Source organism: Rhizorhabdus dicambivorans (genome assembly GCF_002355275.1).
Taxonomy (GTDB): Bacteria; Pseudomonadota; Alphaproteobacteria; order Sphingomonadales; family Sphingomonadaceae; genus Rhizorhabdus; species Rhizorhabdus dicambivorans.
Genome location: NZ_CP023449.1, coordinates 2,701,619 through 2,723,677 on the forward strand (window position 1 = coordinate 2,701,619; position 22,059 = coordinate 2,723,677).

At 65.4% G+C, this 22,059-nt stretch carries 26 protein-coding genes and 1 pseudogene; all 27 read left to right on the forward strand.

Annotated features, from left to right (window positions below):
• Positions 1-104 precede the first annotated feature (104 nt).
• The 27 genes and pseudogenes from CMV14_RS12775 to CMV14_RS12905 all read left to right on the forward strand — a co-directional run bounded on the left by CMV14_RS12775 (position 105) and on the right by CMV14_RS12905 (position 21,977).
• Entirely contained in the window at positions 105-521 is a 417-nt protein-coding gene (locus CMV14_RS12775; protein WP_066970140.1) for a hypothetical protein, read from the forward strand.
• Positions 518-784 (forward strand): DUF6117 family protein, encoded by a 267-nt coding sequence (locus CMV14_RS12780; protein WP_066970143.1) that lies wholly within the window; start codon positions 518-520, stop codon positions 782-784. Before CMV14_RS12775 ends, CMV14_RS12780 begins: the two co-directional genes overlap by 4 nt.
• Complete coding sequence (locus CMV14_RS12785; protein ID WP_066970147.1) at positions 781-1,077, forward strand: hypothetical protein; 297 nt, start codon at positions 781-783, stop codon at positions 1,075-1,077. The genes CMV14_RS12780 and CMV14_RS12785 overlap by 4 nt, the downstream gene beginning before the upstream one ends.
• A gap of 158 nt (positions 1,078-1,235) precedes the next feature.
• Complete coding sequence (locus CMV14_RS12790) at positions 1,236-5,555, forward strand: strawberry notch family protein (RefSeq protein WP_096367741.1); 4,320 nt, start codon at positions 1,236-1,238, stop codon at positions 5,553-5,555.
• Positions 5,555-6,589, forward strand: coding sequence for a DUF7146 domain-containing protein (locus CMV14_RS12795; RefSeq protein WP_066970150.1), 1,035 nt, complete (start codon positions 5,555-5,557; stop codon positions 6,587-6,589). Before CMV14_RS12790 ends, CMV14_RS12795 begins: the two co-directional genes overlap by 1 nt.
• 347 nt (positions 6,590-6,936) lie before the next feature.
• Complete coding sequence (locus tag CMV14_RS12800; RefSeq protein WP_066970153.1) at positions 6,937-7,863, forward strand: DUF2493 domain-containing protein; 927 nt, start codon at positions 6,937-6,939, stop codon at positions 7,861-7,863.
• Positions 7,864-7,949: 86 nt separating this feature from the next.
• On the forward strand, positions 7,950-8,204 hold the full coding sequence (locus CMV14_RS12805; protein WP_012110103.1) for a FitA-like ribbon-helix-helix domain-containing protein: 255 nt from the start codon (positions 7,950-7,952) through the stop codon (positions 8,202-8,204).
• Complete coding sequence (locus tag CMV14_RS12810; RefSeq protein WP_066970156.1) at positions 8,201-8,623, forward strand: type II toxin-antitoxin system VapC family toxin; 423 nt, start codon at positions 8,201-8,203, stop codon at positions 8,621-8,623. The genes CMV14_RS12805 and CMV14_RS12810 overlap by 4 nt, the downstream gene beginning before the upstream one ends.
• Before the next feature lie 281 nt (positions 8,624-8,904).
• On the forward strand, positions 8,905-9,072 hold the full coding sequence (locus tag CMV14_RS26765; protein WP_168168942.1) for a hypothetical protein: 168 nt from the start codon (positions 8,905-8,907) through the stop codon (positions 9,070-9,072).
• A gap of 134 nt (positions 9,073-9,206) precedes the next feature.
• Positions 9,207-9,647, forward strand: a complete 441-nt coding sequence (locus CMV14_RS12815; protein ID WP_066970161.1) for a hypothetical protein — start codon at positions 9,207-9,209, stop codon at positions 9,645-9,647.
• Positions 9,648-10,215: 568 nt separating this feature from the next.
• The gene (locus tag CMV14_RS12825; protein ID WP_041535876.1) at positions 10,216-10,542 is read left to right on the forward strand and encodes a DUF736 domain-containing protein; all 327 of its coding nucleotides are present in this window, start codon (positions 10,216-10,218) and stop codon (positions 10,540-10,542) included.
• A 398-nt stretch (positions 10,543-10,940) separates the two neighbouring features.
• Entirely contained in the window at positions 10,941-11,519 is a 579-nt protein-coding gene (locus CMV14_RS12830; protein WP_202820847.1) for a TnsA endonuclease N-terminal domain-containing protein, read from the forward strand.
• Complete coding sequence (locus tag CMV14_RS12835) at positions 11,516-13,198, forward strand: TnsB C-terminal domain-containing protein (RefSeq protein WP_066970322.1); 1,683 nt, start codon at positions 11,516-11,518, stop codon at positions 13,196-13,198. The genes CMV14_RS12830 and CMV14_RS12835 overlap by 4 nt, the downstream gene beginning before the upstream one ends.
• A complete protein-coding gene (locus CMV14_RS12840) occupies positions 13,195-14,091 on the forward strand; it encodes a TniB family NTP-binding protein (RefSeq protein ID WP_238147018.1) in 897 nt (298 codons plus the stop codon). Before CMV14_RS12835 ends, CMV14_RS12840 begins: the two co-directional genes overlap by 4 nt.
• Positions 14,078-15,577 (forward strand): TniQ family protein, encoded by a 1,500-nt coding sequence (locus CMV14_RS12845; protein ID WP_066970315.1) that lies wholly within the window; start codon positions 14,078-14,080, stop codon positions 15,575-15,577. The genes CMV14_RS12840 and CMV14_RS12845 overlap by 14 nt, the downstream gene beginning before the upstream one ends.
• Positions 15,578-15,706: 129 nt before the next feature.
• Positions 15,707-15,973: a helix-turn-helix domain-containing protein gene (locus CMV14_RS12850; protein ID WP_045811379.1), complete on the forward strand. Its 267-nt coding sequence runs from the start codon at positions 15,707-15,709 to the stop codon at positions 15,971-15,973.
• A 96-nt stretch (positions 15,974-16,069) separates the two neighbouring features.
• Complete coding sequence (locus CMV14_RS12855; protein ID WP_066967668.1) at positions 16,070-16,330, forward strand: DNA -binding domain-containing protein; 261 nt, start codon at positions 16,070-16,072, stop codon at positions 16,328-16,330.
• A gap of 129 nt (positions 16,331-16,459) precedes the next feature.
• A complete protein-coding gene (locus tag CMV14_RS27585; protein WP_408014327.1) occupies positions 16,460-16,801 on the forward strand; it encodes a transcriptional regulator domain-containing protein in 342 nt (113 codons plus the stop codon).
• Positions 16,695-17,222, forward strand: a complete 528-nt coding sequence (locus CMV14_RS12865) for a DUF2285 domain-containing protein (protein ID WP_238147025.1) — start codon at positions 16,695-16,697, stop codon at positions 17,220-17,222. The genes CMV14_RS27585 and CMV14_RS12865 overlap by 107 nt, the downstream gene beginning before the upstream one ends.
• Before the next feature lie 136 nt (positions 17,223-17,358).
• A complete protein-coding gene (locus CMV14_RS12870; RefSeq protein ID WP_012110094.1) occupies positions 17,359-17,640 on the forward strand; it encodes a helix-turn-helix transcriptional regulator in 282 nt (93 codons plus the stop codon).
• Between the two features lie 18 nt (positions 17,641-17,658).
• Positions 17,659-18,477, forward strand: a pseudogene (locus CMV14_RS12875) (replication initiator protein A); the annotation flags it as partial.
• Between the two features lie 338 nt (positions 18,478-18,815).
• Entirely contained in the window at positions 18,816-19,469 is a 654-nt protein-coding gene (gene parA, locus CMV14_RS12880; protein WP_066967662.1) for a ParA family partition ATPase, read from the forward strand.
• Positions 19,466-19,717, forward strand: a complete 252-nt coding sequence (locus CMV14_RS12885; protein WP_066967660.1) for a hypothetical protein — start codon at positions 19,466-19,468, stop codon at positions 19,715-19,717. Before parA ends, CMV14_RS12885 begins: the two co-directional genes overlap by 4 nt.
• Positions 19,714-20,235, forward strand: a complete 522-nt coding sequence (locus CMV14_RS12890) for a DUF2840 domain-containing protein (protein WP_066967658.1) — start codon at positions 19,714-19,716, stop codon at positions 20,233-20,235. Before CMV14_RS12885 ends, CMV14_RS12890 begins: the two co-directional genes overlap by 4 nt.
• A complete protein-coding gene (locus tag CMV14_RS12895; protein ID WP_083216057.1) occupies positions 20,232-20,777 on the forward strand; it encodes a S26 family signal peptidase in 546 nt (181 codons plus the stop codon). Before CMV14_RS12890 ends, CMV14_RS12895 begins: the two co-directional genes overlap by 4 nt.
• Before the next feature lie 69 nt (positions 20,778-20,846).
• On the forward strand, positions 20,847-21,194 hold the full coding sequence (locus CMV14_RS12900; RefSeq protein ID WP_066967655.1) for a DUF736 domain-containing protein: 348 nt from the start codon (positions 20,847-20,849) through the stop codon (positions 21,192-21,194).
• 69 nt (positions 21,195-21,263) lie between these two features.
• Positions 21,264-21,977, forward strand: a complete 714-nt coding sequence (locus CMV14_RS12905) for a lytic transglycosylase domain-containing protein (RefSeq protein ID WP_238147026.1) — start codon at positions 21,264-21,266, stop codon at positions 21,975-21,977.
• Positions 21,978-22,059: the final 82 nt, after the last annotated feature.

A 22,059-nucleotide genomic window follows, 5' to 3' on the forward strand; every position in this document is an offset into this window, starting at 1 on the left:
GTCCCGCGCATCTCACCCCGATCTTCCACACCGCCCGGTCCCACGCTCGACAGCCTGAACGGCTGTGCCGTGCGGGCCGGGCATTCTCGTTTCAGGAGCCTGTCATGGCCGACTATTTCACCCATTTCTCGTGCCTGCTCGATGTCGGCACGCCCGAGAAAGCCGCTCGCGCGCTCGACCTCTACAACCGCCTCTCGGAGGCCGGCGCATCGGAAGAACCGCCTTCCGACGGCTTCCTCCTCTCGATCCAGCCCGAGCATGGCGGCACGCAGCTCTGGATGCGCGACGACGTCACCGGCGATCCCGAGCGCCTGATCCAGTTCGTGAAGCGCTGCGCCGCGGAGTTCGGCCTGAGCGGCCGCTGGGGTTTCCAATATGCCAACACCTGCTCGAAGCCCCGGCTCGACGGCTTCGGCGGCGGTGCGCATGTCCTCGATCTCGCCACCGGGGAGACTCTGGACTGGATCTACACCGATGGCTGGCTCGACCAGACCCTCTCCGACGAGGGAGGCCCGCTATGAGCATCCCTTCCTATGCCCAGAGCAATTTTCAGACACTGCTGCGCGCTGCCGGTGACGGCAACCTTGCGCTCATGGAATGCCTCGATGCCGTGACCGGCGCTCCGCGTTACGTCATCTGTGCGGTGGGACGAGACGATGGTGATTTCGTCTTCACGCCCTTCGGCCACCTCGCCGACGGCAATCCCTATGACGCCTATCTGCCGCCCGACCCCGGCGATCCTGGCGGCTTCATGCATCCGGGCACGCCCGGAGAAGCGCCATGATGGACATCGACGCCATCTTCGCCGCCGATCGTGAGCGACCGCCCGCAGAGCGCTCGCTTCCCTGGCTGGAAACCAGAGACGGCATCACCGTCGTCGTGGAGCCCAAGCCCCATTGGGCCAGCGACATGCGGGCCTTCCGGGCCGAGGCTCGCGAATATTGCGCCTATGCCGATTGGACCGCGAACGGCGCGCGCGCCCGGTTCTTCGGGCACACCGACACCAGCGGCGATGACCTGATCCGCAAGGCGCGTAGGCTCGTCGCCCGCGAGATCGCCGACGGACACTGGGCCTGACCCCTCAAAGCGCCTCTGCCGCTCGGCCGAGGCGCTTTTTTCATGTCGGCAGCGACGTGTTCGAGAGTGAGAGGGCAGCCGGGACGGGTTTGAGTCCGGGCGGTCGAGAGAGAGCGCCGTCCGGGCTTCCCGTTCCCGCTCTCCCGAGGTTCCGATCCATGAACATCATGTCCCCCGTAGCCGGTCCGGCTGCGCCCGTTGCCCGCGCGTCCGCCATCATCGCCGCCGCCCATCAGCTTCTCACCCTGCTCGAACGCGGCCAGCGGATCGACAACGCCAATCTCCGTGTCGCCATGGAAGCGGCCTTCGAGGCTTCCGACACGAGCGGTGCCTGGGACTGGAAGACGGCCTACGAAGCCTGTGAAGGCGCGACCGTCCTGTTCCTGCGCAAATACGGACGTGCGCTTTTCCGTAAAGCCGGCACTCCGGCTGCACGGCTTTCCGCCCTGTCGAAAATCACCGGCCTTCTGCCGACGCACACCCGTCGCTCCGAGGAAGCCCAGGCGCTTCAGCAATTCTCAACGCCGGTCCCGCTCGGCCTCGCCGCTATCGCGGCCGCCGCGATCACACCGCACGACATTGTGCTGGAGCCGTCGGCAGGCACGGGTCTTCTCGCCATCCTCGCCGAGATCAGCGGCAGCTCGCTGCTCCTCAACGAACTGGCGGAAACCCGCGCCGATCTACTTGGCCAGCTCTTTCCAGCCCTTGCCGTCACGCGGTGTGACGCCGCCCAGATCGACGACCACCTTCCGGCGTGCGCCGTCCCTTCCGTCATCGTGATGAACCCGCCCTTTTCGGTGATGGCGAACGTCTCCGGTCGGGTCGCCGACGCTGCTGCGCGTCATGTTGCTTCGGCCCTGGCGCGGCTTGCCGATGGCGGGCGTCTGGTGACGATCACCGGCGCGAACTTCGGCCCCGAGCAACCGGCCTGGCGCGACACCTTCGTTCGGCTTCAGGAGCGTGGCCGCGTCGTCTTCACCGCGGTGATCCACGGCTCGGTCTATGTCAAGCATGGCACGAGCATCGAAACGCGGCTCACCGTCATCGACAAGCTGCCGGCCGAAGACCCGGCCGCGTTTCCCCTGTCCGCTGGCCTCGCGCCCGACGTCGCTACGCTGCTCGCATGGATCGAAGCGCAGATTCCACCGCGCCTGCCGGTCGCTCTGCCCGACATCGCGCCGCCCGTGTCGGGTTCGGCGCCGCGCACCGTGCGGGGTTATCTCGCGCGCACCGCCACGGAGCGTCCGGCCGCACGCTCGACCATGGACCCGCAGGGCGTTGAACTCACCTACGACACGATGGACTGGACGCCGCCAGAAGGCGCCCACCTCACGGATGCGATCTATGAAGAATACGGATTGCAGTCGATCCGTATCGCCAGTTCTCAGGCGCACCCCACCAAGCTCGTGCAGTCGGCGGCCATGGCGAGCGTTGCACCGCCCAAGCCCGCCTATCGGCCGATGCTGCCCGCGAACATCACCGATCTCCTGTCGGACGCCCAGCTCGAAACCGTCATCTATGCCGGCGAAGCCCATTCGGACTTCCTCACCGGCTCCTGGACCGTCGATGCGACCTGCGATCTCGTGCAGGCGGCCACGCCCGATGCCGAAAACGCCGTGCGCTTCCGGCGCGGCTTCATGCTCGGCGACGGCACCGGGGCCGGCAAAGGTCGTCAATCTGCCGGCATCATCCTCGACAACTGGCTGCGCGGTCGCCGCAAGGCAGTCTGGATCTCCAAATCCGACAAGCTGATCGAGGACGCGCAGCGCGATTGGTCCGCGCTCGGCATGGAGCGCCTGCTGGTCACGCCGGTGTCGCGCTTCCCGCAAGGGCGGCCGATCACGCTGTCGGAAGGCGTCCTGTTTGCAACCTATGCCACGCTACGGTCCGACGACCGCGGTGAGAAGGTTTCCCGCGTCCGGCAGATCGTCGAATGGTTGGGCTCCGATTTCGATGGAGTGATCATTTTCGACGAGAGCCACGCCATGGCCAATGCCGCAGGCGGCAAGGGAGAACGCGGCGACGTTGCCGCCTCGCAGCAGGGACGCGCGGGCCTTCGGCTTCAGCACGCCCTGGCCAACGCGCGCGTCGTCTATGTGTCGGCTACCGGCGCGACCACCGTCCACAATCTCGCCTATGCCCAGCGGCTCGGCCTGTGGGGCGGTGAGGATTTCCCCTTCGCCAGCCGCGCCGAATTTGTCGAGGCGATCGAGGACGGCGGTGTCGCGGCCATGGAAGTGCTCGCCCGCGATCTGCGTGCGCTGGGCCTCTATACCGCCCGTTCGCTCTCCTACGATGGCGTCGAATATGAGCTGATCGAGCACGCCCTGACCGACGAGCAGCGGCGTATCTACGATGCCTACGCCAGCGCCTTCGCCGTCATCCACAATCATCTCGACGCCGCGATGCAGGCGGCCAACATCACCGGCAGCCCAGATAGCGGGGGAGCCACACTGAACCGCCAGGCCAAGTCCGCCGCCCGCTCGGCCTTCGAGTCCGCCAAGCAGCGTTTCTTCGGCCATCTGCTCACGTCGATGAAAACGCCCACGCTGATTCGGTCCATCGAACGTGACCTGGATGATGGCCACGCCGCTGTCGTCCAGATCGTCTCGACCGGCGAAGCGCTGATGGAGCGCCGGCTGGCGGAAGTTCCAACCGAGGAATGGAACGATATTCGCGTCGACATCACGCCGCGCGAATATGTTCTGGACTATCTGGCCCATTCCTTTCCGGTCCAGCTCTACGAGCCGTTCACGGATGGCGAGGGCAATCTGTCCTCGCGCCCGGTCTATCGCGACGGCCACCCCGTCGAGAGCCGCGAAGCTGTCGCGCGCCGTGACGATTTGATCGAACGTCTTGCGTCTTTGCCTCCCGTTCCGGGGGCGCTCGATCAGATCGTGCAGCGCTTCGGCACAGATATGGTCTCCGAGGTGACGGGCCGCTCCCGGCGCATCGTCCGCAAAGGCGAACGCTTCGCCGTCGAAAACCGCGCGCCATCCGCCAACCTTGCCGAGACGGCTGCGTTCATGGACGACCTGAAGCGCATTCTCGTGTTCAGCGACGCCGGCGGCACCGGCCGCAGCTATCACGCCGAACTGTCAGCGAAGAACCAGCGCCTGCGCGTGCATTATCTGCTCGAACCCGGATGGAAGGCCGACGCCGCCATCCAGGGTCTGGGTCGCACCAACCGCACCAACCAGGCGCAACCGCCGCTGTTCCGTCCGATCGCCACGAACGTCAAAGCCGAGAAACGCTTCCTGTCCACGATCGCACGCCGGCTCGATACGCTGGGCGCGATCACGCGCGGTCAACGCCAGACGGGCGGCCAGGGCCTGTTCCGGCCCGAGGACAATCTGGAATCGAGCTACGCCCGCGATGCGCTGCGGCAGCTCTATCTCCTGATCGTTCGCGGCAAGGTCGAGGGGTGCTCGCTGGGTCGCTTCGAGTCCGCGACCGGCCTGAAATTGACCGATGAGGGCGGCATCAAGGACGAGTTGCCGCCGATCACCACGTTCCTCAACCGCCTGCTGGCGCTGACCATCGAGCTTCAGGGCATCCTCTTCACCGCCTTCGAGCAATTACTCGACGCCAAGGTGGCCGGAGCCATCGCCAGCGGCGTTTATGATGTCGGGCTGGAAACGCTGACGGCGGAGAGTTTCGTCGTCGCGGAGCGCACGACCATCTACACCCATCCGGCAACGGGCGCGCAGACGCGGCTGCTCACCATCACCGAGCGCCGCCGAAACCAGCCAACCGCGCTCGATACGGCGCTCGGTTGGCTCGACGATCCGCATGCCCGGCTGCTCATCAACGCGCGGTCGGGACGCGCTGCTGTCCAGGTGCCGGCGCCGTCAATCATGCTCGACGACGGCGAGATCGAACGTCGCGTCCGCCTGATCCGGCCGATGGAACAGCAGCACGCAAGCCTCGCCATGATGGAAGACAGCCATTGGCAGGAAGCCGCTCGCGACAGCTTTGCAGCGGTCTGGCAACGTGAAGTCGCCGAAGTGCCGGCCTATACCGATGGCGCCATCCACATGGTCAGCGGTTTGCTGCTGCCGGTGTGGAAGCGCCTGCCGAACGAGTCGACGCGCGTCTATCGGCTCCAGACCGACGATGGCGAACGCATCATCGGGCGGCGGGTTTCGCCCGCCTGGGCCATGAATGCCGCCTCGACGGAAACGGCCAATCTCAGCAGCGATGATGCCTACGCCGCTCTGGTGGATGGTCGCACCATCCTCGACCTGGCCAGCGGGCTCCAGCTTCGCCGCGCGCGCGTCATGGGCGCGAACCGGATCGAACTGTCCGGCTTCACCGACACCATGCGGGATCGCCTGCGCGCATATGGCCTCTTCAGCGAGATCATCTCCTGGAAGCTGCGCTTCTTCATCCCGGTCGATGCCTCTGGTCCCGCCATCATCGGCAAGCTGCTCGCCACCTATCCGGTCGAGCGGATCAGCGAGCGTGAGGCAGCGTGATGGCTCGGCAGGACGCTTCGGAACTTGCACACAGTCTCGGCCGACAGGCCGAGGCGGTCTGCCGCCACTATCTCTCCAACGGCCACCGGCAGGGCAACTACTGGCAGGTTGGCGATGCTCGCAATGTCGCAGGCCGCTCCATGTTCGTGCGCCTGCGCGACACCCCGAAGGGACCAGCGGGCAAATGGACCGACGCCGCCACCGGCGAACATGGCGACCTTCTCGACATCATCCGGGAATCGCTCGGCCTCATCGACTTCGCAGACGTTGCTCAAGAGGCGCGCACCTTCCTCAGCCTGCCGCATCCCGAACCCGAGCCGGCATCACGCCGCGGACTGGCGCCAGCGCCATCGGGGTCGCCCGAGGCGGCACGCCGTCTCATCGCCATGACGCAACCGATCACCGGGACCATCGTGCAGACCTATCTGCGCAGACGCGGCATTGTGCTTTTGCACGGAACCGGAAACCTGCGCTTCCACCCCCGCTGCTACTACAAGCCCGACGATGGCCCGACCGAGACCTGGCCCGCCATGATCGCCGCCGTCACCGACCTCGCTGGCAAGATCACCGGCGCGCACCGCACCTGGCTTGCGCCTGACGGCTCCGACAAAGCCCCCATCGACACACCACGCAAGGCGATGGGCGATCTCCTCGGCAATGCAGTCCGCATCGGTGCGCCCGGCAGCGTAATGGCGGCAGGCGAAGGTATCGAGACCATGCTGTCGCTCCGGCAGGTCCTGCCCGATATGGCGATGGCGCCGGCGCTTTCGGCAGCGCATCTGGCCGCCATCCTGTTCCCGGCGACTTTGCGGCGGCTCTATATCGTCCGAGACGACGATCCGGCCGGTGACGGCGCGCGGGACATGCTGATCGAACGGGCGAACGCCGAGGGAATCGAGGCCATTACATTGTCGCCGGCATTCGGGGACTTCAACGAGGATTTGCGGCGGCTCGGTATCGACGCGCTTCGGGCAGGCGTTCGAGTGCAGCTCGCTCCAGAGGACGTCGCACGCTTCATGGACCTTGCCGCTTAGCCGGAAGGGGCTGACAGGTGGCGCGCAGCCCCCATGCCGCAACGATGCGCCAGTGACGACAAAAAGACCGCGCCTCGGCCTTCGAGAGGGCGATCGGCCATCAGCCGTGCCGGATCAGCAATGGCTGCGGCCGACGATTTTCCGGCGGCGCATGTCCACCCCACGCGGCAGGCCGCGCGGGGACCCCGAACCCGCGCCTTTCCATCGCGAAACAAAATCGCCGGCCTTTGCCATCCTCCGCTGGCGCTTCGGCCCTACGCTTCGCTCCGGGTGCAGGTCCGTCCCGCCCGACGGCTTCGTCGCCATGAAGGCCGCGACGGTCGCGGTCCTTGCCGACGGAGCATCCCATGAGCGAGCACGACGACTACGAACCGCACCACGAGTCATCCCCGACCGACTATCTGATCCAGGACTTGCAGCTCCACGGCTACCGTCCCTCCGAAGACGAGTTGGACCAGCGCCCGCCACCGGAAGACCGCATCATCGAAGGCGCCGTCGCCGACATCTTCGACGCCCTGGTCGCCACGATCACCGACACCAGCCTCGACTTCGATCTCCCCGATCTCCTCTGGTCGACCGTCAATATGTTCCACCGCGCCGTGGACCGCATCGAACAGAAGCTCGACGACAACGAGCAGGCGCAAAGGCAGCTTCAGCGCGAACAGGATGGCTCCGAGGTGAAGTCCCTCCAGCTCGAGCACCTCATCGACATCGGCATGAACCTGATCGACCGCCGCGACGGCATGGAAACATTTCGCGAGGCCGCCGCTGGACGCTACCTCGTCGCCACCGGCTCACCCTGGTCGCAACGCACCGGATCACGGGTCAACCATCGCAACCTCACCGCGTCGCTGATCGACAGCCGGGATTTCCTCGCCGCCAGGAGGCGCGCAGATACCGAGGTACTCGTACCCGCCGGCCCGAAGATCGCCTTCTCGGGCGGCGACACCGCCGACCACAAGCAGATCTGGGCCAAGCTCGATCAGATCCATACCAAGCACCCCGACATGGTGCTGCTGCATGGCGGCTCGCCGAAAGGCGCCGAAAAGATCGCTTCCCGCTGGGCCGACAGCCGCAAGGTGCCGCAGGTCGCCTTCAAGCCGGACTGGACGAAGCACGCCAAGGCCGCACCGTTCAAACGCAATGACCAGATGCTCAGCATCGTGCCGATCGGGGTCGTGATCTTCCCCGGCACGGGCATTCAGGACAACCTGGCCGACAAGGCCCGCAAGATGGGCATCCCGGTCTATCGGTTCGGCTCGGGCGGCGCGTAAGCGCCGCCGGGACCGGCCGCCTTGAAAAATGATAGCAATTTATATATGATGCTATCACCGCTATCAAGTTTGCAGGAGGCGCTATCATGCCCGCAGTTACGATCAGGAATCTGTCCGACGCGACGCACCGCGCCCTCAAGGTGCGGGCGGCGCAGCACGGCCGCAGCGCCGAAGCGGAAATGCGCGACATCCTCGAAATGGCTGTCCGCCCCGATACGCGCCTCCGGCTCGGCACGGCGCTCGCGGAACGCAGCCGCCGCCTCGGCTTGACCAATGAGGATGTCGAGGCCCTCGACCAGGCTCGTGACAAGGCGCCCGCCAAGCCGATGAGCTTCGAATGATCCTCCTCGACACCAATGTCGTATCGGAGGCGATGAAGCCCGCTCCCGACGAGGCCGTGCGCGCATGGCTCGACGAGCAGGCGGCGGAAACACTCTTTCTCTCCAGCGTCACCATCGCCGAGCTGATGTTCGGCATCGGCGCGCTCCCCGAGGGCAAGCGCAAGGAGCGTCTCACCGAAGCCCTAGATGGGGTGATGGAACTGTTCGCAGACCGCGTCCTCCCGTTCGATGTCGATGCTGCGCGCCGCTATGCGGATATCGCCGTCAAAGCCCGAGCGGCCGGGAAAGGCTTCCCTACTCCGGACGGCTACATCGCGGCGATCGCAGCCGCCAAGGGTTTTGCCGTCGCCACGCGCGACAACAGCGCATTCGACGCCGCGAATGTCACGGTCATCGATCCCTGGAAGGCCGGGCACTGACATCCGGCGAGCGGCAGCGCAGGTGAGGCCAGGCGATCCGGCAGCAACAGTCCTCGCGGCAAGCAGACAACCCGGTCTCCTGATCGGACGATCACCCCCGCTTCAAGACGCTGATCCTTGGGTTCAGCCGATGGCCTGACGCCATCAACCCGTAAAGGGTCGGACTACGCATAGCGTGCCGCCGCTCCGGCTTCGCCTACGCGGTGATTGCGGCCACCGGCCGAACTCTTCGGGCGCCTGTCAGCGGGGGATGGACCTCCGCTCAAACAGGAGCCAGGTCGATGTCCTTCCAAACCGCTCACGCCTTCGCCTTCAGCCTCGCTACCACCCTGATGGCGGCCATCGTCATCTATCGCGCCGGAGACGGCACGCTCTCCGTCACCCCGACGTCGGAATATGATGGCGATGAAAACGCCATCGTCGGCGAAATCGACCCCTTCGCCTCATGAGGCGAACCGGGTCGCGCAGTCGGCGGACGCTTCACGCTTCTGCTCCCCCCGCGGCTCGAATTCTGCTAATCTCGCATGTGCGCCGTGGTGGTGGTGGAGGCGCGTCCGTCTGACATTTGACGAAAGACACCACCATGATCTTCATCGGCATTCTCCTCAGCATCGCCGCCATCGGCTTCCTCTGCTGGCTCCTCTTCACGCTTGCAGTGTTCGCTCTTCCGTTCTTCGCGGGCGTGACTGCCGGCACATGGGCCTATGGCACCGGCGCGGGCTGGCTCGGCGCGATTGTCGTCGGCTTTGTCGCCGCCGGCCTGACCTTCGGCATCGGCCAATTCCTGCTCGCCACCGTCCGTCCGACCTGGGCACGCCTGCTCATCGCAGCAGCCTTCGTCGCCCCCGCTGTCGTCGCCGGTTTCCATGCCACCCATGGCATCGTGAGACACACCATGCCGTCGGAGACATGGCAGACCGTGTTCTCGGTCATCGGAGCGATCGCGGTCGGCATCGTCGCCTTCGCGCGCATCACTGGAATGGCGGCCTCCGCCCCATCTGCCGGGCATGTTTCCCACGCCTAAACCCGCAGAGCCCATCGCGGCGGGATCCAGCGGCACATAGCCTTTGTCCCCCACGTCATCTGGTCGCCTGATGGGGAAGCGGCATCGCGAAGCATCGGCTACGCCCACCTGTCACGGAACGATGGAGCGCGTCGGGGCGGCAACGACATCGTGGCCGGCAGCCCCTCAGCCGAGGCGTTTCGTCAGAGCTGGCGGAATGGCGAAATACGCAGCGCAGGCCTGTTCGAGGGAGGTCTACCGTGATCGCCGATCGGACTTCCCGGTCCAATGCGAAGGTCGCCGCCGTCTCCACCGTCGATCCGTCCAGCACCCGCGCCAAAACGGCCTCTTCAATGGCCTGATCTGGCCGAAGGACGGCTTTGCCTCGAGCGCCTAAGCCACAACGGCTGGCCCCGACTTTCTTCCCCTGCCGGCTGCGCCGTCATTCCTCGCGAAACAACAAAGTCGTGTCTGCGCCATCCTCCGCTTTGCTGCGGTCGCAAGCGATGTGCCGTCGCTCGCCTCCGTCCGGTCGATCGCCATCGAGGCCGCAATGGCGCGGGCTCGAAACGGAAAACGGAGACTTACAATGGCGACCATCGGCACCTTCAAGAAGACCGGCTCGAACGAATTCGGCGGCGAAATCGTCACCCTCAGCGTCCAGGCCAAAGGCGTGCGCATCGTCCCCGACCTGCGCGCCAGCGGCGAGAACGCCCCCAGCCACCGGGTCCTGGTCGGCCGCGCCGAGATCGGCGCCGCCTGGTCCAAGCGCTCCAACGAGGGCCGCGACTATCTGGGCCTCAAGCTCGACGATCCGAGCTTCAACGCTCCGATCTACGCCAACCTCTTCGATGACGAAGACGGCGAAGGTTACTCGCTGATCTGGTCCCGCCCCAACGGCCGCCGCGCAGACTGAGGCGGCTTCACGAGGCCCCGGCCGAAAGGTCGGGGCCGCCTTCCTGCTCAGATCGCACCCGATCGCAGATGAGTGCCCCAAATAGTCGGGTCACACCGAAGGCGCGCCCTCCAGCTTTACTGCAAAAGCCAGCCCACAAAACCTTCGCTTCACTGACGACAACGTCTCGATTGTCCGAATCAGCAAATCGGCGGCAGCGCAACACGGCCCTTCGGTGTCGGTGTTCCATCTTTCGTGAATCGGCGCGATTCAGAAACTGAGTCGGAACGATGATTTGAGTTCTATTGGCTTTGTTCCATTGCTGTGAACTGGTCCAAAAATGTGCCATCAACGTGAACTGAGTCGCGTTGCAAATGGAGGGCAAGTTGCGCCGCATCCCGCTCAGCCGGCGATCGCATATGATCGGTTCGCAGTCCTTGGAAACCGGGGTCGCGGAGCACGAAAGCGCTCTGGAGCGGGATTTCGTGACGCTCACGAGCTTTGCCGATGCTTGCGCCGTAGTGACGGCGCAGCCGGTTACAGTCCGGTTCCGGCAAAGCGGGCGGGCGCGGCGATATACACCCGACTTCCGCGTCGATTGGAGCGCAGGTTCCAGCGAGCTGGTGGAAGTCAAATATCGCGTCGATCTGCGTGCTGGCTGGCAGCATTTGCGGCCCGCCTTCGCGGCGGCCCGGCGCTGGGCGCACGAGCATGGCGCGCGTTTCAGGATCGCAACGGAGCTTGGCATCCGCGGACCGAGGCTCGAAGCGGCAAAGCGGCTCCTTCCCCTCAGAAATGCTCCCGTGGACCTGGCGCTGGCCGAGCTGGCGGTGGCGCGGGCGCGGGAGACGGCAATCGACTTCATCGAGCTGGTCGATGCGTTGCCGGCTTCGCGCGAAGTTGCGCTCGGGGTGGTCTGGCGGCTGATCGCGCGCGGGGCGCTGATCGTCGACTTGTCGGTTCCGATCGTGCCCGGTTCATCCGTGAGGGCGGCGTGACCGTCCCCGACCTGACAGAGGTTGCAGAAGCCGCCTGGGACGAGGCGCGGCGATGCCTTCCGGTGATCCGCCGTCTTGCGGAAAGCCCCAACCGGTCGCGGGCAGAAGTTGTAGCTGCGGGCGCGGAACTGGGATACGGGCCGACCCACATCTATAACCTGATACGCAGCTATGTGGCCGATCCGCGGCTGACGAGCCTGCTGCCGAGCAAGCGAGGCCGAGCGTTCGGCTACTCCAAGCTCGACAATGAGATCGAAGCGATCGTCAGCGAAGTGATCGACAGCCTGTATCTCACGCGGCAGAAACCCAAGATCGTCGATCTTGTCGCGGAGGTTCAACGTCGTTGCATCGCGCGCGGCTTGAACGCACCAGGCCGCAAGGGAATTACCGCCCGGTTGCGGGCTCGGCCCGCCCGTGACGTAGTTGCCAAGCGAGAAGGCCGCAAAGTGGCCCGCGACCGCTATGCACCGGCAGTAGGGTCGCTCGAGGCGCACTGGCCACTGTCGTTGATCCAGATCGACCACACGCTTGTCGACGTAATCGTGGTCGACAGCGAGACGCGCGCGCCGATCCAGCGTCCCTGGCTGACGCTTGCGATCGACGTCTGCACGCGCTGCGTTGCCGGCTTCCACCTATCGCTGGAACCCCCTTCAGCCACGTCCGTGGCGATGTGCCTTGCGCACGCTGCGCTCGGCAAGGAAACCTGGCTGGCCACGCGTGACATCGACGCGGTGTGGCCGGTTCGCGGCGTGCCGGAGCGGCTCCACCTCGACAATGCCAAGGAGTTCCGGTCGGAGGCGCTGAAGCGGGGGTGCGAGCAATATGGCATCGCCATCGACCACCGGCCTGTGCGAACGCCGCACTATGGCGGGCATATCGAACGGCTGATCGGGACGATGATGGGCAAGGTCCATCTGCTGCCCGGAACGACCTTCTCGAACATCCGCGAGAAAGGCGACCTCAATCCCGAAAAGAGCGCCGCGATGACGCTGGACGAGGTCGAGCGCTGGCTCGGCCATGCGATAGCCGGCGTTTATCATCGCGATCTGCATCGCGGGATCGGCACGACGCCGCTCGCTGCATGGCAGCGCGGCATCGCCGGCGACGGTCGGACGCTCGGCAGGGGCGAGCCCACGGCGGTCGCCGATCCGCGCCGCTTCCTGATCGACTTCCTGCCGATCGAACGACGCCTGGTACGCCGCGAAGGAGTGTCACTGCACTCGATCCATTACTGGGCCGACGTGTTGGCGACCTGGGTTGGCCATCCCGAGCGCATGATCGTGCGCTATGATCCGCGCGACCTCAGCCGCATCCATCTCCTCGGTCCCGACGGCACCTATTACGACCTTGGCTACCGCGATCTGCGTCGCCCGCCGATCAGCCTGTGGGAGCATCGCCTGGCGCTTAAGCGCCTTCGCGACGAGGGACGCGCGCAGGTCGACGAGGCCGCGATCTTCCGCACGATCGAGATCATGCGCGGGATCGCCGACGAAGCAGTCCGAGCCAGCAAGACGGCGCGGCGCCAGCGGGAACGGCGGCTGCGCGTGATCCAGGGAGGGGCGAACACGCCTGCGGCTGATCCGGCGGATGACGGTTCTCAGGCCCCGACCGAAACCGAACCGCTTCTGGATGGCACGCTACCTCCCGACAATATGCTGCCGTTCGAGGAATGGAGTTGAGCACCGACTATCCGCATCTGCACCCCTCGGCCCGTGCATGGGCCGATGAGGACGCAGCATCCCGGATACGGCGCGTTCGCGCGGATCGGTGGATCGGCTATGCACGCGCAGACACCGCTCTGGCCGCGTTCGACGATGTGCTGTCGTTCCCGAAGCGGACACGGATGCCGAACCTGTTGCTGGTAGGCCAGACGAACAACGGCAAGACGATGATCGTCGAGAAGTTCCGGCGGAGCCACCCGCCGACAGCGGCCACCGATACTGCTGACGGTGTTGCCCATGTCCCGGTCCTCAAGATCCAGATGCCTGCGGGGCCTGACGAACGCCGCTTCTTCGGTGCGATCCTCGAAGAACTGGGCATGGGCCAATGGCACGGTGGCAATCTTGCGGGACGCCAAAGCGACGCTCTGCGGCTGATGCGGATGGTCGACGTTCGAATGCTCATCATCGACGAGTTGCACAATATCCTCTCCGGCGCCCGCAACCAGCAGCGTCGCCTGCTCAACTTGCTGCGATGGCTCGGCAACGAGTTGCAGATCCCGCTCATTGGCGTCGGTACGGTCGAAGCGCTCTATGCGATCCGCAGCGATGACCAGCTCGCCAGCCGGTTCGAGCCAGTGCCTCTGCCGCTGTGGACCGAGGGCGCGGAATATCTGCGCCTGCTCAGCACGCTGGAGGCGCTGTTGCCGCTGCGCAAACCGTCCGGGCTCGCCGGTCCGGTGCTGGCGGGAACGATCTTCACGCGCTCCGAAGGCGTGCTCGGCGAAATCGTCGCCATCATCATACGTGCGGCCGTGGAAGCGATATCGTCCGGGGCGGAGGCGATCACGCTGCGGATGATCGAACGATCCAGGTTTACCTCTCCCTCGGACCGTCGTCGTGTGGAGATCTGAGCTTTACGCAACGGAAGTCCACGAGCCACTCGCCCCGCTGAAGTATGTCCTGCCGGTCTATACGGCGCCGATCGCCGGCGAAGCGCTGCTGTCCTGGCTCTCCAGACTTGCCGCGATGGTCGGGCAATCGCCGCTTCTGTTCACCCGCCATGCGTTCGGGATAGATAGCTTGGGACGCCCCGAATGGTGGCGGCGTCCGACGACGGATCAGCGTGACAGGCTGCTGGCGGTCAGTGGCCTTACACCTCGGCAGCTCGATCGCATGACCTTGCAAGGTTGGTCGACAGCTCGGAATGATGAGACAGACACGCGGTTCAGCCCGAGGCGCGTCACCCATCCCAGGCAGTATGCGAGAGGTGTCCGCACGATGTTCGTCTGCGGGGAGTGTCTCGCCGAAGACGAGATACCGTATCTGCGGCGCGAGTGGCTGATCGGTTGGCAGGCAGTCTGCCCGCGGCACAGGAAGGTGCTGATGCGCGGATGCCCGCATTGCGGATGGAAGCTCAGCTCGCTGTGGCTTCGCGGCAAGGAACCGATCGACTGGCACCGTTGCACACGATGCCAAGGCGCTCTCGTGCTCGATGGCCCGCGCGCGATCGACGCCGTCATCACGTTGCAGAAGGCGATGGTTGAGACGAAGCGCCGCGGAGCCGGCGTGATCCCCGGCTTGGGCCTCATCCAATGGGAGTTGTTCACCGTTATCGTCGATCTCGTTCTGCGCGCAGTCTGGGCCGAAGCGAATATCGACCGCCGCGAAGCGCTGTTCGCGATGGTGGCAAAAGACCTCTCGCTGCTACGCGTTGGCAGGTTCCGGACCAACTGGAAGGGCAACTACGGCGCTTTGGCGCTGATGTCATGGATACTCGCCGAATGGCCCCACCAGCTGAGGCGCGTGCTTGAAATGCTCGACACTCCAAGCATCGATACCCTGCTTGGTCAGCTCGACGAACTGACCGAGGCATCGAAAATACGCGCCAGAACACTGATGCGCGATGTGCTGGATCATCGTCCCCAGACCGCGGGCTGGCGGCAATGGCTCAGCGGCTTGGTCGCCGATGGAATGGACTTCCGGGCTCTCGCGCAGGGAGCTGCCGAGTGGCGGCATATAGAGCGGTTTACCGCGCTTGCCATGCTGAGCGAGGGGCGGTCGATCAGAGACACGGCGAGGGTTCTTCAGGTCAGCACCAACATGATCAAGCGGTGGATCGAGGTCGGAAGTACCTATGGAGTGGAAGCCGTCCTTAGACGGCCGCTGCGAATAACTGACCTCACCAACGACCAGATCGGAGAGATCGCAGCGTGGCTTGCTACGATGCCGCGGCCTTCGCACTGGACGGGTGACACTATCCGCAGCGAGATCGCCGCGCGGTTCGGGCTAATGATCACGACACATGCCGCTTTGCGACTCTTCGTGGAAAACCATCCTCGACGACCCGAATGGTCCAAACGATCCCCAGTACGAAATGATGGAACCGGTACGCGTTGATGGCACCAGTTCACGAATGACGGAACACTGACATTCGGCAACCTCTTTGAGCTGGCAGAAACGGGACAATACGACTAAAATAGCCGTAGTTCTGGAGCGCGCGCCGGTTGCGATGGGAGGTGATCATGCATGATCACCGCCCGACAATCACGGGCCGCACGCGCGTTGCTGGGTTGGACACAGGAGACGCTCGCTGACAAGGCCCGCCTATCGCTGACCGCGCTCAAGCGCCTCGAATCCGAAAGCGGGCTCGATGTGTACGAGACGACGCGCGATCAGGCACGCAGGGCCTTGGAAGCTGCCGGCATCGTCTTCCTGTCGACCGACCGAGGGCAAGGAGTGCTCCTGGTCGATGATCGCGGAAACAAGCCGAACCGATCTACAGGCTTACGCTGACCTGTGGGCAGCCAGGTTCCCCATCATTTGCACTGCCTCCATTTCGGATCAAACATGGATAATAGACAGGCACCGCATATTCGCCGAGTCTGCACCATGACCGCACCATTCCGGGACCTCGCGCCATCGGGGCAAGATCTCACCGATTACGACAAGTCGCACGCCAAACTATACATGCGCTTGCTGGATGCGGCCGCTGACGGCGCGCATTGGGAGGAAGCCGTGCGGGTGCTGTTCGACCTTGATCCCGCCCGTGAACCCGAGCGCTGCCGACGCATCCATGACAGCCATCTCGAACGCGCCCGGTGGATGACACACACCGGCTATCGGCATCTCCTGCGACAGGCACACCGCTGAGAGGCTTGCGAACCTGCGTGATGCCCTTTCGACATCACGCAATGCCCTCCTCCGGACTTCCAACACCCTCGTCGTGCCCCGAAAAATCACACGCTCGACTTACGCGCACCACGCGGGAGAGTTGATGCGATGAGGCCCGATACATCGAACTGGCGAGACGACCGCAGCTACGATTTCTTCGATACACTGCCGATCGAAGGTCTCGCCTGGGAGTGCCTTCGCAGATACCGCCCTTATCAGGACGATTACGCCAGTCTGGTCGATGCTGGCGCCGAGACTCAGCCGCTGCCTGACGACAGGCAGCAGCGCTGGGGGTTGCGATTTCCCGGCAAGACCAGGTCGTTCTGCCCTACAGCAACAGGTGGTGTGGTCGCCGCAGAGCGATCCCGCCGTCCTCTTTCTGACAGCACGGCCGAACTTTCTGCCGTCCAGCTCAAACAGCCTCGCCGACAGCTTCGCTGCGGTCCGTGATGGCCCTGAAGGAACCTATGCCGGTCTTCCCGAGCACAACCTCCAGCTACTCTTCCTACCCGGCATATCCGCACACGACCAGCTTGCGGCGGTCGTCCCCATCGATGACGACATCCTCGATCGCATTGATGCGCTGACACGCCTCGCGCGCGCCTGGCTCCAGCGTCCGCCATTGCGCGACACGCGCATGACCGCCGAGCAGCGTCGCCGCTTTCGCCTCAAACTTCGTGCTGCCGACGGCCGCATGAACGGCGCGACCTATCGCGACATCGCCATCGCAATCTACGGCGCGGCGCGCATCGATACCGATCCTTGGAAGACCTCGCCGCTGCGGGATGCCGTGATCGCCTTCGCCGAAGCCGGATTGGCCCTCATCGATGGCGGCTATCTGCACCTGCTTCGGCATCGTCGGCGCACCTAGCCTGCGCCAACAACAGGGGTGGGGAATTTAGCCATCCCAAGTCCCCCATCCATCCCGCCGGAGGTTCTCCGCCACCGTTGTCGCTGTCAGCCGCTGATCGCCAGCGGCCCCCAGCAACCCCACGGAGGCCCGCCCCATGCGACCCGATACCGCCGCGCTCCCGCCACGCTACCTGCGGACCAAGGAAGCCGCTGAATTTCTCAGCCTGTCTGCGCGCACTCTCGAAAAACACCGCACCTACGGCACTGGTCCGGCCTATCACAAACTCGGCGGGCGCGTCGTCTATTCGGTCGACGATCTGGAGACCTGGGCCGAGCGCGGCGCCGTGACCTCGACGTCCGATCCGCGCGGCTCCGTGCTTCCCGCAAAGCGCCAGACGCTACCGACCGGCCAGATCGCCGGCCGATACGCACGCTGATCGTGGCTGGTCCCTTTCATGGTGGTGCGTCGTCGTGACCCTTCGGAGCGTGGGCAGCTCGACCTGTTTCGCGCGCTTCCCGGCGACTTCGCGCCACGAGACGCGCAGGATCTCATGGCCTATCCCTTCTTCTCCCTCTCGAAATCACACCGCATAGCGCCGATCGACTTTTCGGCGGGCGGCGTCTCCATCCGGGTAGAGGCCGTTCCCGATCATGGCATGGCCACGATCTGGGACGCCGACATCCTGATCTGGGCCGCGAGCCAGATCGTCGAGGCCCGCGACGCGGGCCTGCGCACCTCGCGTCTGATGGCGGCGACACCCTATGAGATCCTCACCTATGTCGGGCGCGGCACATCCATGCGCGACTATCAGCGGCTCAAGGCCGCGCTCGACCGGCTGCAATCGACCACCATCTCGACGTCGATCCGCCAGCCCGCTGAAGGCCGCCGTCACCGCTTCTCGTGGATAAACGAGTGGCAGGAGCGCACGGATCGCCAAGGACGACCGGATGGCATCGAGCTGATCGTCCCCGACTGGTTCTACAAGGCCGTCCTCGATGACGCGCTCATCCTCACTATCGACCCGGCCTATTTCGATCTCACCGGCGGCCTCGATCGCTGGCTCTACCGCATCGTGCGCAAACACGGCGGCCGTCAGCGCGGCGGCTGGCGTTTCGACCTACGCCACCTCCACCTCAAATCCGGCAGCCTGTCGCCGTTCAAGCGCTTCGCCTTCGAACTGCGAGACATCGTGCGGCGCCAACCACTGCCCGGCTACCTCCTGTCGCTCGAAGTGGAAATCGGCGGGCGCACGCTGCTGGCTTTCGAGCCACTGGCCGCCTGTGGAAAACCTGTGGGCGGCCTCGTGCTATCGGGAACCCGACCTATCGTGCCATCGGGAACCCGAGGCTCGTGCCATCAGGAACCCAGTCCGGCCTTAACTTCTGGAAATCGTGGGCGGATTCGCGCCCTTAACTTAGAGTCTAACCAAGAATCTAACTTTGAAGAGCGCGCGCGCGATGTGGAAAACCTCATCCGCACCGCCGCAGCGAACCTCCGCGCCGCCGGCAAATCACCGCGCAAGGGTGCTCCAGCAGCTCAGACGGGCCGGAAAGAGAGCGAACCGGCTTCCCCCGATCAGCTTCCGCTCCTCGATCCGCCTGGAGGTGCGCGATGATCGTCGCGTTCCTCAACCAGAAAGGCGGTGTCGGCAAGACGACGCTGGCGCTCAACCTCGCCGGCGAACTCGCCGGGCGCGGTCAGCGCGTCACCCTTATCGACGCGGACCCACAGGGCTCGGCCCTCGACTGGTCTGAGCAGCGCAGCCATGAGGGCCTGCCGCGCCGGTTCGGCGTCGTCGGCCTGGCGCGCGACACGCTCCACCGCGAAGCGCCGGAACTGGCCCGCGATGTCGACCATGTCGTCATCGACGGCCCGCCGCGTGTCGCAGCCCTCATGCGCTCGGCGCTGCTCGCCGCCAACCTCGTGCTGATGCCGGCGCAGCCGTCGCCGCTCGACGGCTGGGCATCGGCCGAGATGCTGGCGCTGCTCGGCGAAGCCCGCGTCTATCGCCCGGAACTGGTCGCCCGCTTCGTGCTCAATCGCTGCGGTGCGCGCACCGTCCTGGCCCGCGAGACCGCCGAGACCCTGGCCGATCACGATCCACCGTTGCTCGCCACCACCATCGGCCAACGTATCGCCTTCGCCGCCGCCGCGCAGACCGGCCGCCTGGTCGCCGAACTCGCCGATGCGACATCGGCCACACGCGAGATCGCGGCGTTCGCCGACGAACTCTTGCGTCTGCGGATCGACGGGGGCGCACAATGAACGAACGATCCCCTCGTCGTGGCTTCGCCTCGCGCCCCGCCAATCCCGACCAATGGATCAAGGCTGCGGACAACGCACCACGCGCCGCTGACGTCGCTGCGTTCACCGCCAGGCTCACCATCGATGTGACGCCCGAACTGCGCGGACGGATCAAGATCGCCGCGTTCGGGCGCGGCGTCACCGTCGCCGACATGCTGCGCGAGCTGCTCGCGCGTGAATTCCCCTCGACACCAGGAGACCCCACATGACCGGCACTGCGGCTCCCCGCATGCGCGGCGGCCCGCTGCCGTCAGCGCTCCCCCATGACAGCATGACCCACGTCGAACTGACGTGGATCGAGAAGAAGATCGAATACTGGATCAGGTTCGGCCGTGAGGCGCATGAACAGATCCTCGACCGCCGCCGGCGTGTCGTCTCCTTCCGTCCAAACACCGTATTCGCGTTCGTGCGATGGGCGGCCAACGACTTCGGCACGATCATCTCGCGCGTCGACATCGTGCGCGCAGTCGAGCCCGGAGAGCCCTACCAGACGCTGCCTTTCGTCCGGCCGGGCGGTGAAATCCTGCTCAGGATCGACGGATGGCCAAAGGTCGAAGACGTGCTGCGCCACGTCGATGCAATTGAAGCGATCGGCACCGAGGCGGACGCCGTTTCGCCGGAACACTGGCGTCACGTCCACAACCGGATGGCGGCTGGACATCAGCCGCGCACCTATACGCTCGACCAGCATCGCGCCTTCCTCCTGCGCCGGAGGACGTGGTCGTGACGCGCGCCGGTCTCTTCCTCGTCATGGCTCTCGCGACCACGGGCATCAGCTATCCGGCGCTCACCCCGATGCCGATCAAGCTCCTGTGGAACGCATCGGCGAGCGCCCCCATCGGCTTCTACACGATCGACGTCGATGGCCCGTTCGACGTCACCGATCTCGTTGCCGTCGATGCGCCCGAGCCGCTCGCGACCTTCATGGCCGAACGCGGCTATCTTCCCAAAGGCGTCCCGCTGCTGAAGCGCATTCTCGGCGTTTCCGGGCAGACCGTTTGCCGCTCGAACCTCTCCGTTACGATCGACGGCCTCGAGATGGGCGATGCGCTGCCGCGTGATCGCGCCGGGCGTGACCTCCCGGTCTGGCAGGGCTGCCGCCGTATCCCGACCGGCGAAGTCTTCCTCATGAACTGGCAGGTCCGCGACAGCCTGGACGGTCGCTATTTCGGCCTGACCTCCACCGACCAGATCATCGGCCGCGCCGTCCCCCTGTGGACCGACGAGGACGGAACGGGCCGCTTCGAATGGCGCGCACCGACGCGATGAACACCTCGCCATCGGCGGGGGGCGGCGCCCACCGATGGCTTTCCCAACGTCGCCGCAAAGGAAGTCATCATGCCTCAGATTGGTCAATTCACGCGCCAGGACACGGGCTTCGCCGGCAAGCTGGAGACGTTCACGCTCTTCCGCGATGTCGTCATCGTGCCGGCAGAGCCCTCCGATGCCGAGAACGCGCCGAATTACCGCGTTCACGCCAGCGACGATGGCAAAGCCGAAGCAGGTCCGGAAATCGGCGCGGGCTGGAAACGCACCGGCGAGCGCGCGGGCGAATACGTTGCCGTACTGATCGACGACCCTGCGCTGCCGCAGCCGATCCGCGCCAATCTGTTCCGCGACGATGACGCCGGGAACGCCTGGTCGCTGCACTGGTCGCGCCCGCGCGACCGCGCCGGGAAGGACTGACCGATGTCCGGTCCTCGACCAACGATGAGCCGTAGGGATGCGCGCGGGCGGCATCACGCCGTCCGGCGCATGGCCTTCCTTCTCCTTTCCGGCCTGGCCCTCGCAGCAGGCGCACCGGACGCCGCTCTTGCCCAGTCCGTGTCGGCTGCGCGCACGGCCGCTGGCGATCCGCACGCCGCCTTCGTCACCGAAGCCTCGCAGCGGTTCGGCATTCCCGAACACTGGATCGTCGCCGTCAAACGCGCCGAAAGCGCCGGCGATGTGCGCGCCATATCGTCGGCTGGCGCGCTGGGGTTGATGCAGGTCATGCCCGATACCTGGGCCGCGCTTCGCGTTCGCTATGGGCTCGGGCGTGATCCCTACGACCCGCGCGACAACATCCTCGCAGGCGCTGCCTACCTGCGCGAAATGTTCGACCGCTATCGCACGATCCCCGCAATGCTGGGGGCCTACAATGCGGGGCCTGGCCGCTACGACGAATACGTCCAGACCGGCCGCGCCCTGCCTGCCGAAACGCGGGCCTACATCGCGCTGCTGGCTCCGCAGCTAGGCGCACCATCGCCGGCGAGCACGCCATCAGTTGCGCCGCCACCGCCGCCGGATTGGCGGGAAGCGCCGCTCTTCGTCGTGCGTTCCGCCGACGCTCGTTCGGCATCATCGCCATCGGAAAGCGTGCGGTCGAACGACAGCCGCTCCTCCGTCGCGGCGCGCACTCCCGATACCGCCGAAGACTCGAACGCCCCGATCGTGGTCGCTCGCTCTGACGGGGGGGCGCCCCGATGAGCTGCGGAAGTATCCTTCGCACTCTGTCGCATTCCGGCGTGACATGGAGGGCACAAGGGGGAGAGGCAGGCACAACAACCGC

Coding starts and splice junctions, on each gene's coding strand:
- CMV14_RS12775 (WP_066970140.1), top strand. CDS start 105: ATGGCCGACTATTTCACCCATTTCTCGTGCCTGCTCGATGTCGGCACG.
- CMV14_RS12780 (WP_066970143.1), top strand. CDS start 518: ATGAGCATCCCTTCCTATGCCCAGAGCAATTTTCAGACACTGCTGCGC.
- CMV14_RS12785 (WP_066970147.1), top strand. CDS start 781: ATGATGGACATCGACGCCATCTTCGCCGCCGATCGTGAGCGACCGCCC.
- CMV14_RS12790 (WP_096367741.1), top strand. CDS start 1,236: ATGAACATCATGTCCCCCGTAGCCGGTCCGGCTGCGCCCGTTGCCCGC.
- CMV14_RS12795 (WP_066970150.1), top strand. CDS start 5,555: ATGGCTCGGCAGGACGCTTCGGAACTTGCACACAGTCTCGGCCGACAG.
- CMV14_RS12800 (WP_066970153.1), top strand. CDS start 6,937: ATGAGCGAGCACGACGACTACGAACCGCACCACGAGTCATCCCCGACC.
- CMV14_RS12805 (WP_012110103.1), top strand. CDS start 7,950: ATGCCCGCAGTTACGATCAGGAATCTGTCCGACGCGACGCACCGCGCC.
- CMV14_RS12810 (WP_066970156.1), top strand. CDS start 8,201: ATGATCCTCCTCGACACCAATGTCGTATCGGAGGCGATGAAGCCCGCT.
- CMV14_RS26765 (WP_168168942.1), top strand. CDS start 8,905: ATGTCCTTCCAAACCGCTCACGCCTTCGCCTTCAGCCTCGCTACCACC.
- CMV14_RS12815 (WP_066970161.1), top strand. CDS start 9,207: ATGATCTTCATCGGCATTCTCCTCAGCATCGCCGCCATCGGCTTCCTC.
- CMV14_RS12825 (WP_041535876.1), top strand. CDS start 10,216: ATGGCGACCATCGGCACCTTCAAGAAGACCGGCTCGAACGAATTCGGC.
- CMV14_RS12830 (WP_202820847.1), top strand. CDS start 10,941: ATGATCGGTTCGCAGTCCTTGGAAACCGGGGTCGCGGAGCACGAAAGC.
- CMV14_RS12850 (WP_045811379.1), top strand. CDS start 15,707: ATGATCACCGCCCGACAATCACGGGCCGCACGCGCGTTGCTGGGTTGG.
- CMV14_RS12855 (WP_066967668.1), top strand. CDS start 16,070: ATGACCGCACCATTCCGGGACCTCGCGCCATCGGGGCAAGATCTCACC.
- CMV14_RS27585 (WP_408014327.1), top strand. CDS start 16,460: ATGAGGCCCGATACATCGAACTGGCGAGACGACCGCAGCTACGATTTC.
- CMV14_RS12870 (WP_012110094.1), top strand. CDS start 17,359: ATGCGACCCGATACCGCCGCGCTCCCGCCACGCTACCTGCGGACCAAG.
- parA (WP_066967662.1), top strand. CDS start 18,816: ATGATCGTCGCGTTCCTCAACCAGAAAGGCGGTGTCGGCAAGACGACG.
- CMV14_RS12885 (WP_066967660.1), top strand. CDS start 19,466: ATGAACGAACGATCCCCTCGTCGTGGCTTCGCCTCGCGCCCCGCCAAT.
- CMV14_RS12890 (WP_066967658.1), top strand. CDS start 19,714: ATGACCGGCACTGCGGCTCCCCGCATGCGCGGCGGCCCGCTGCCGTCA.
- CMV14_RS12900 (WP_066967655.1), top strand. CDS start 20,847: ATGCCTCAGATTGGTCAATTCACGCGCCAGGACACGGGCTTCGCCGGC.
- CMV14_RS12905 (WP_238147026.1), top strand. CDS start 21,264: ATGGCCTTCCTTCTCCTTTCCGGCCTGGCCCTCGCAGCAGGCGCACCG.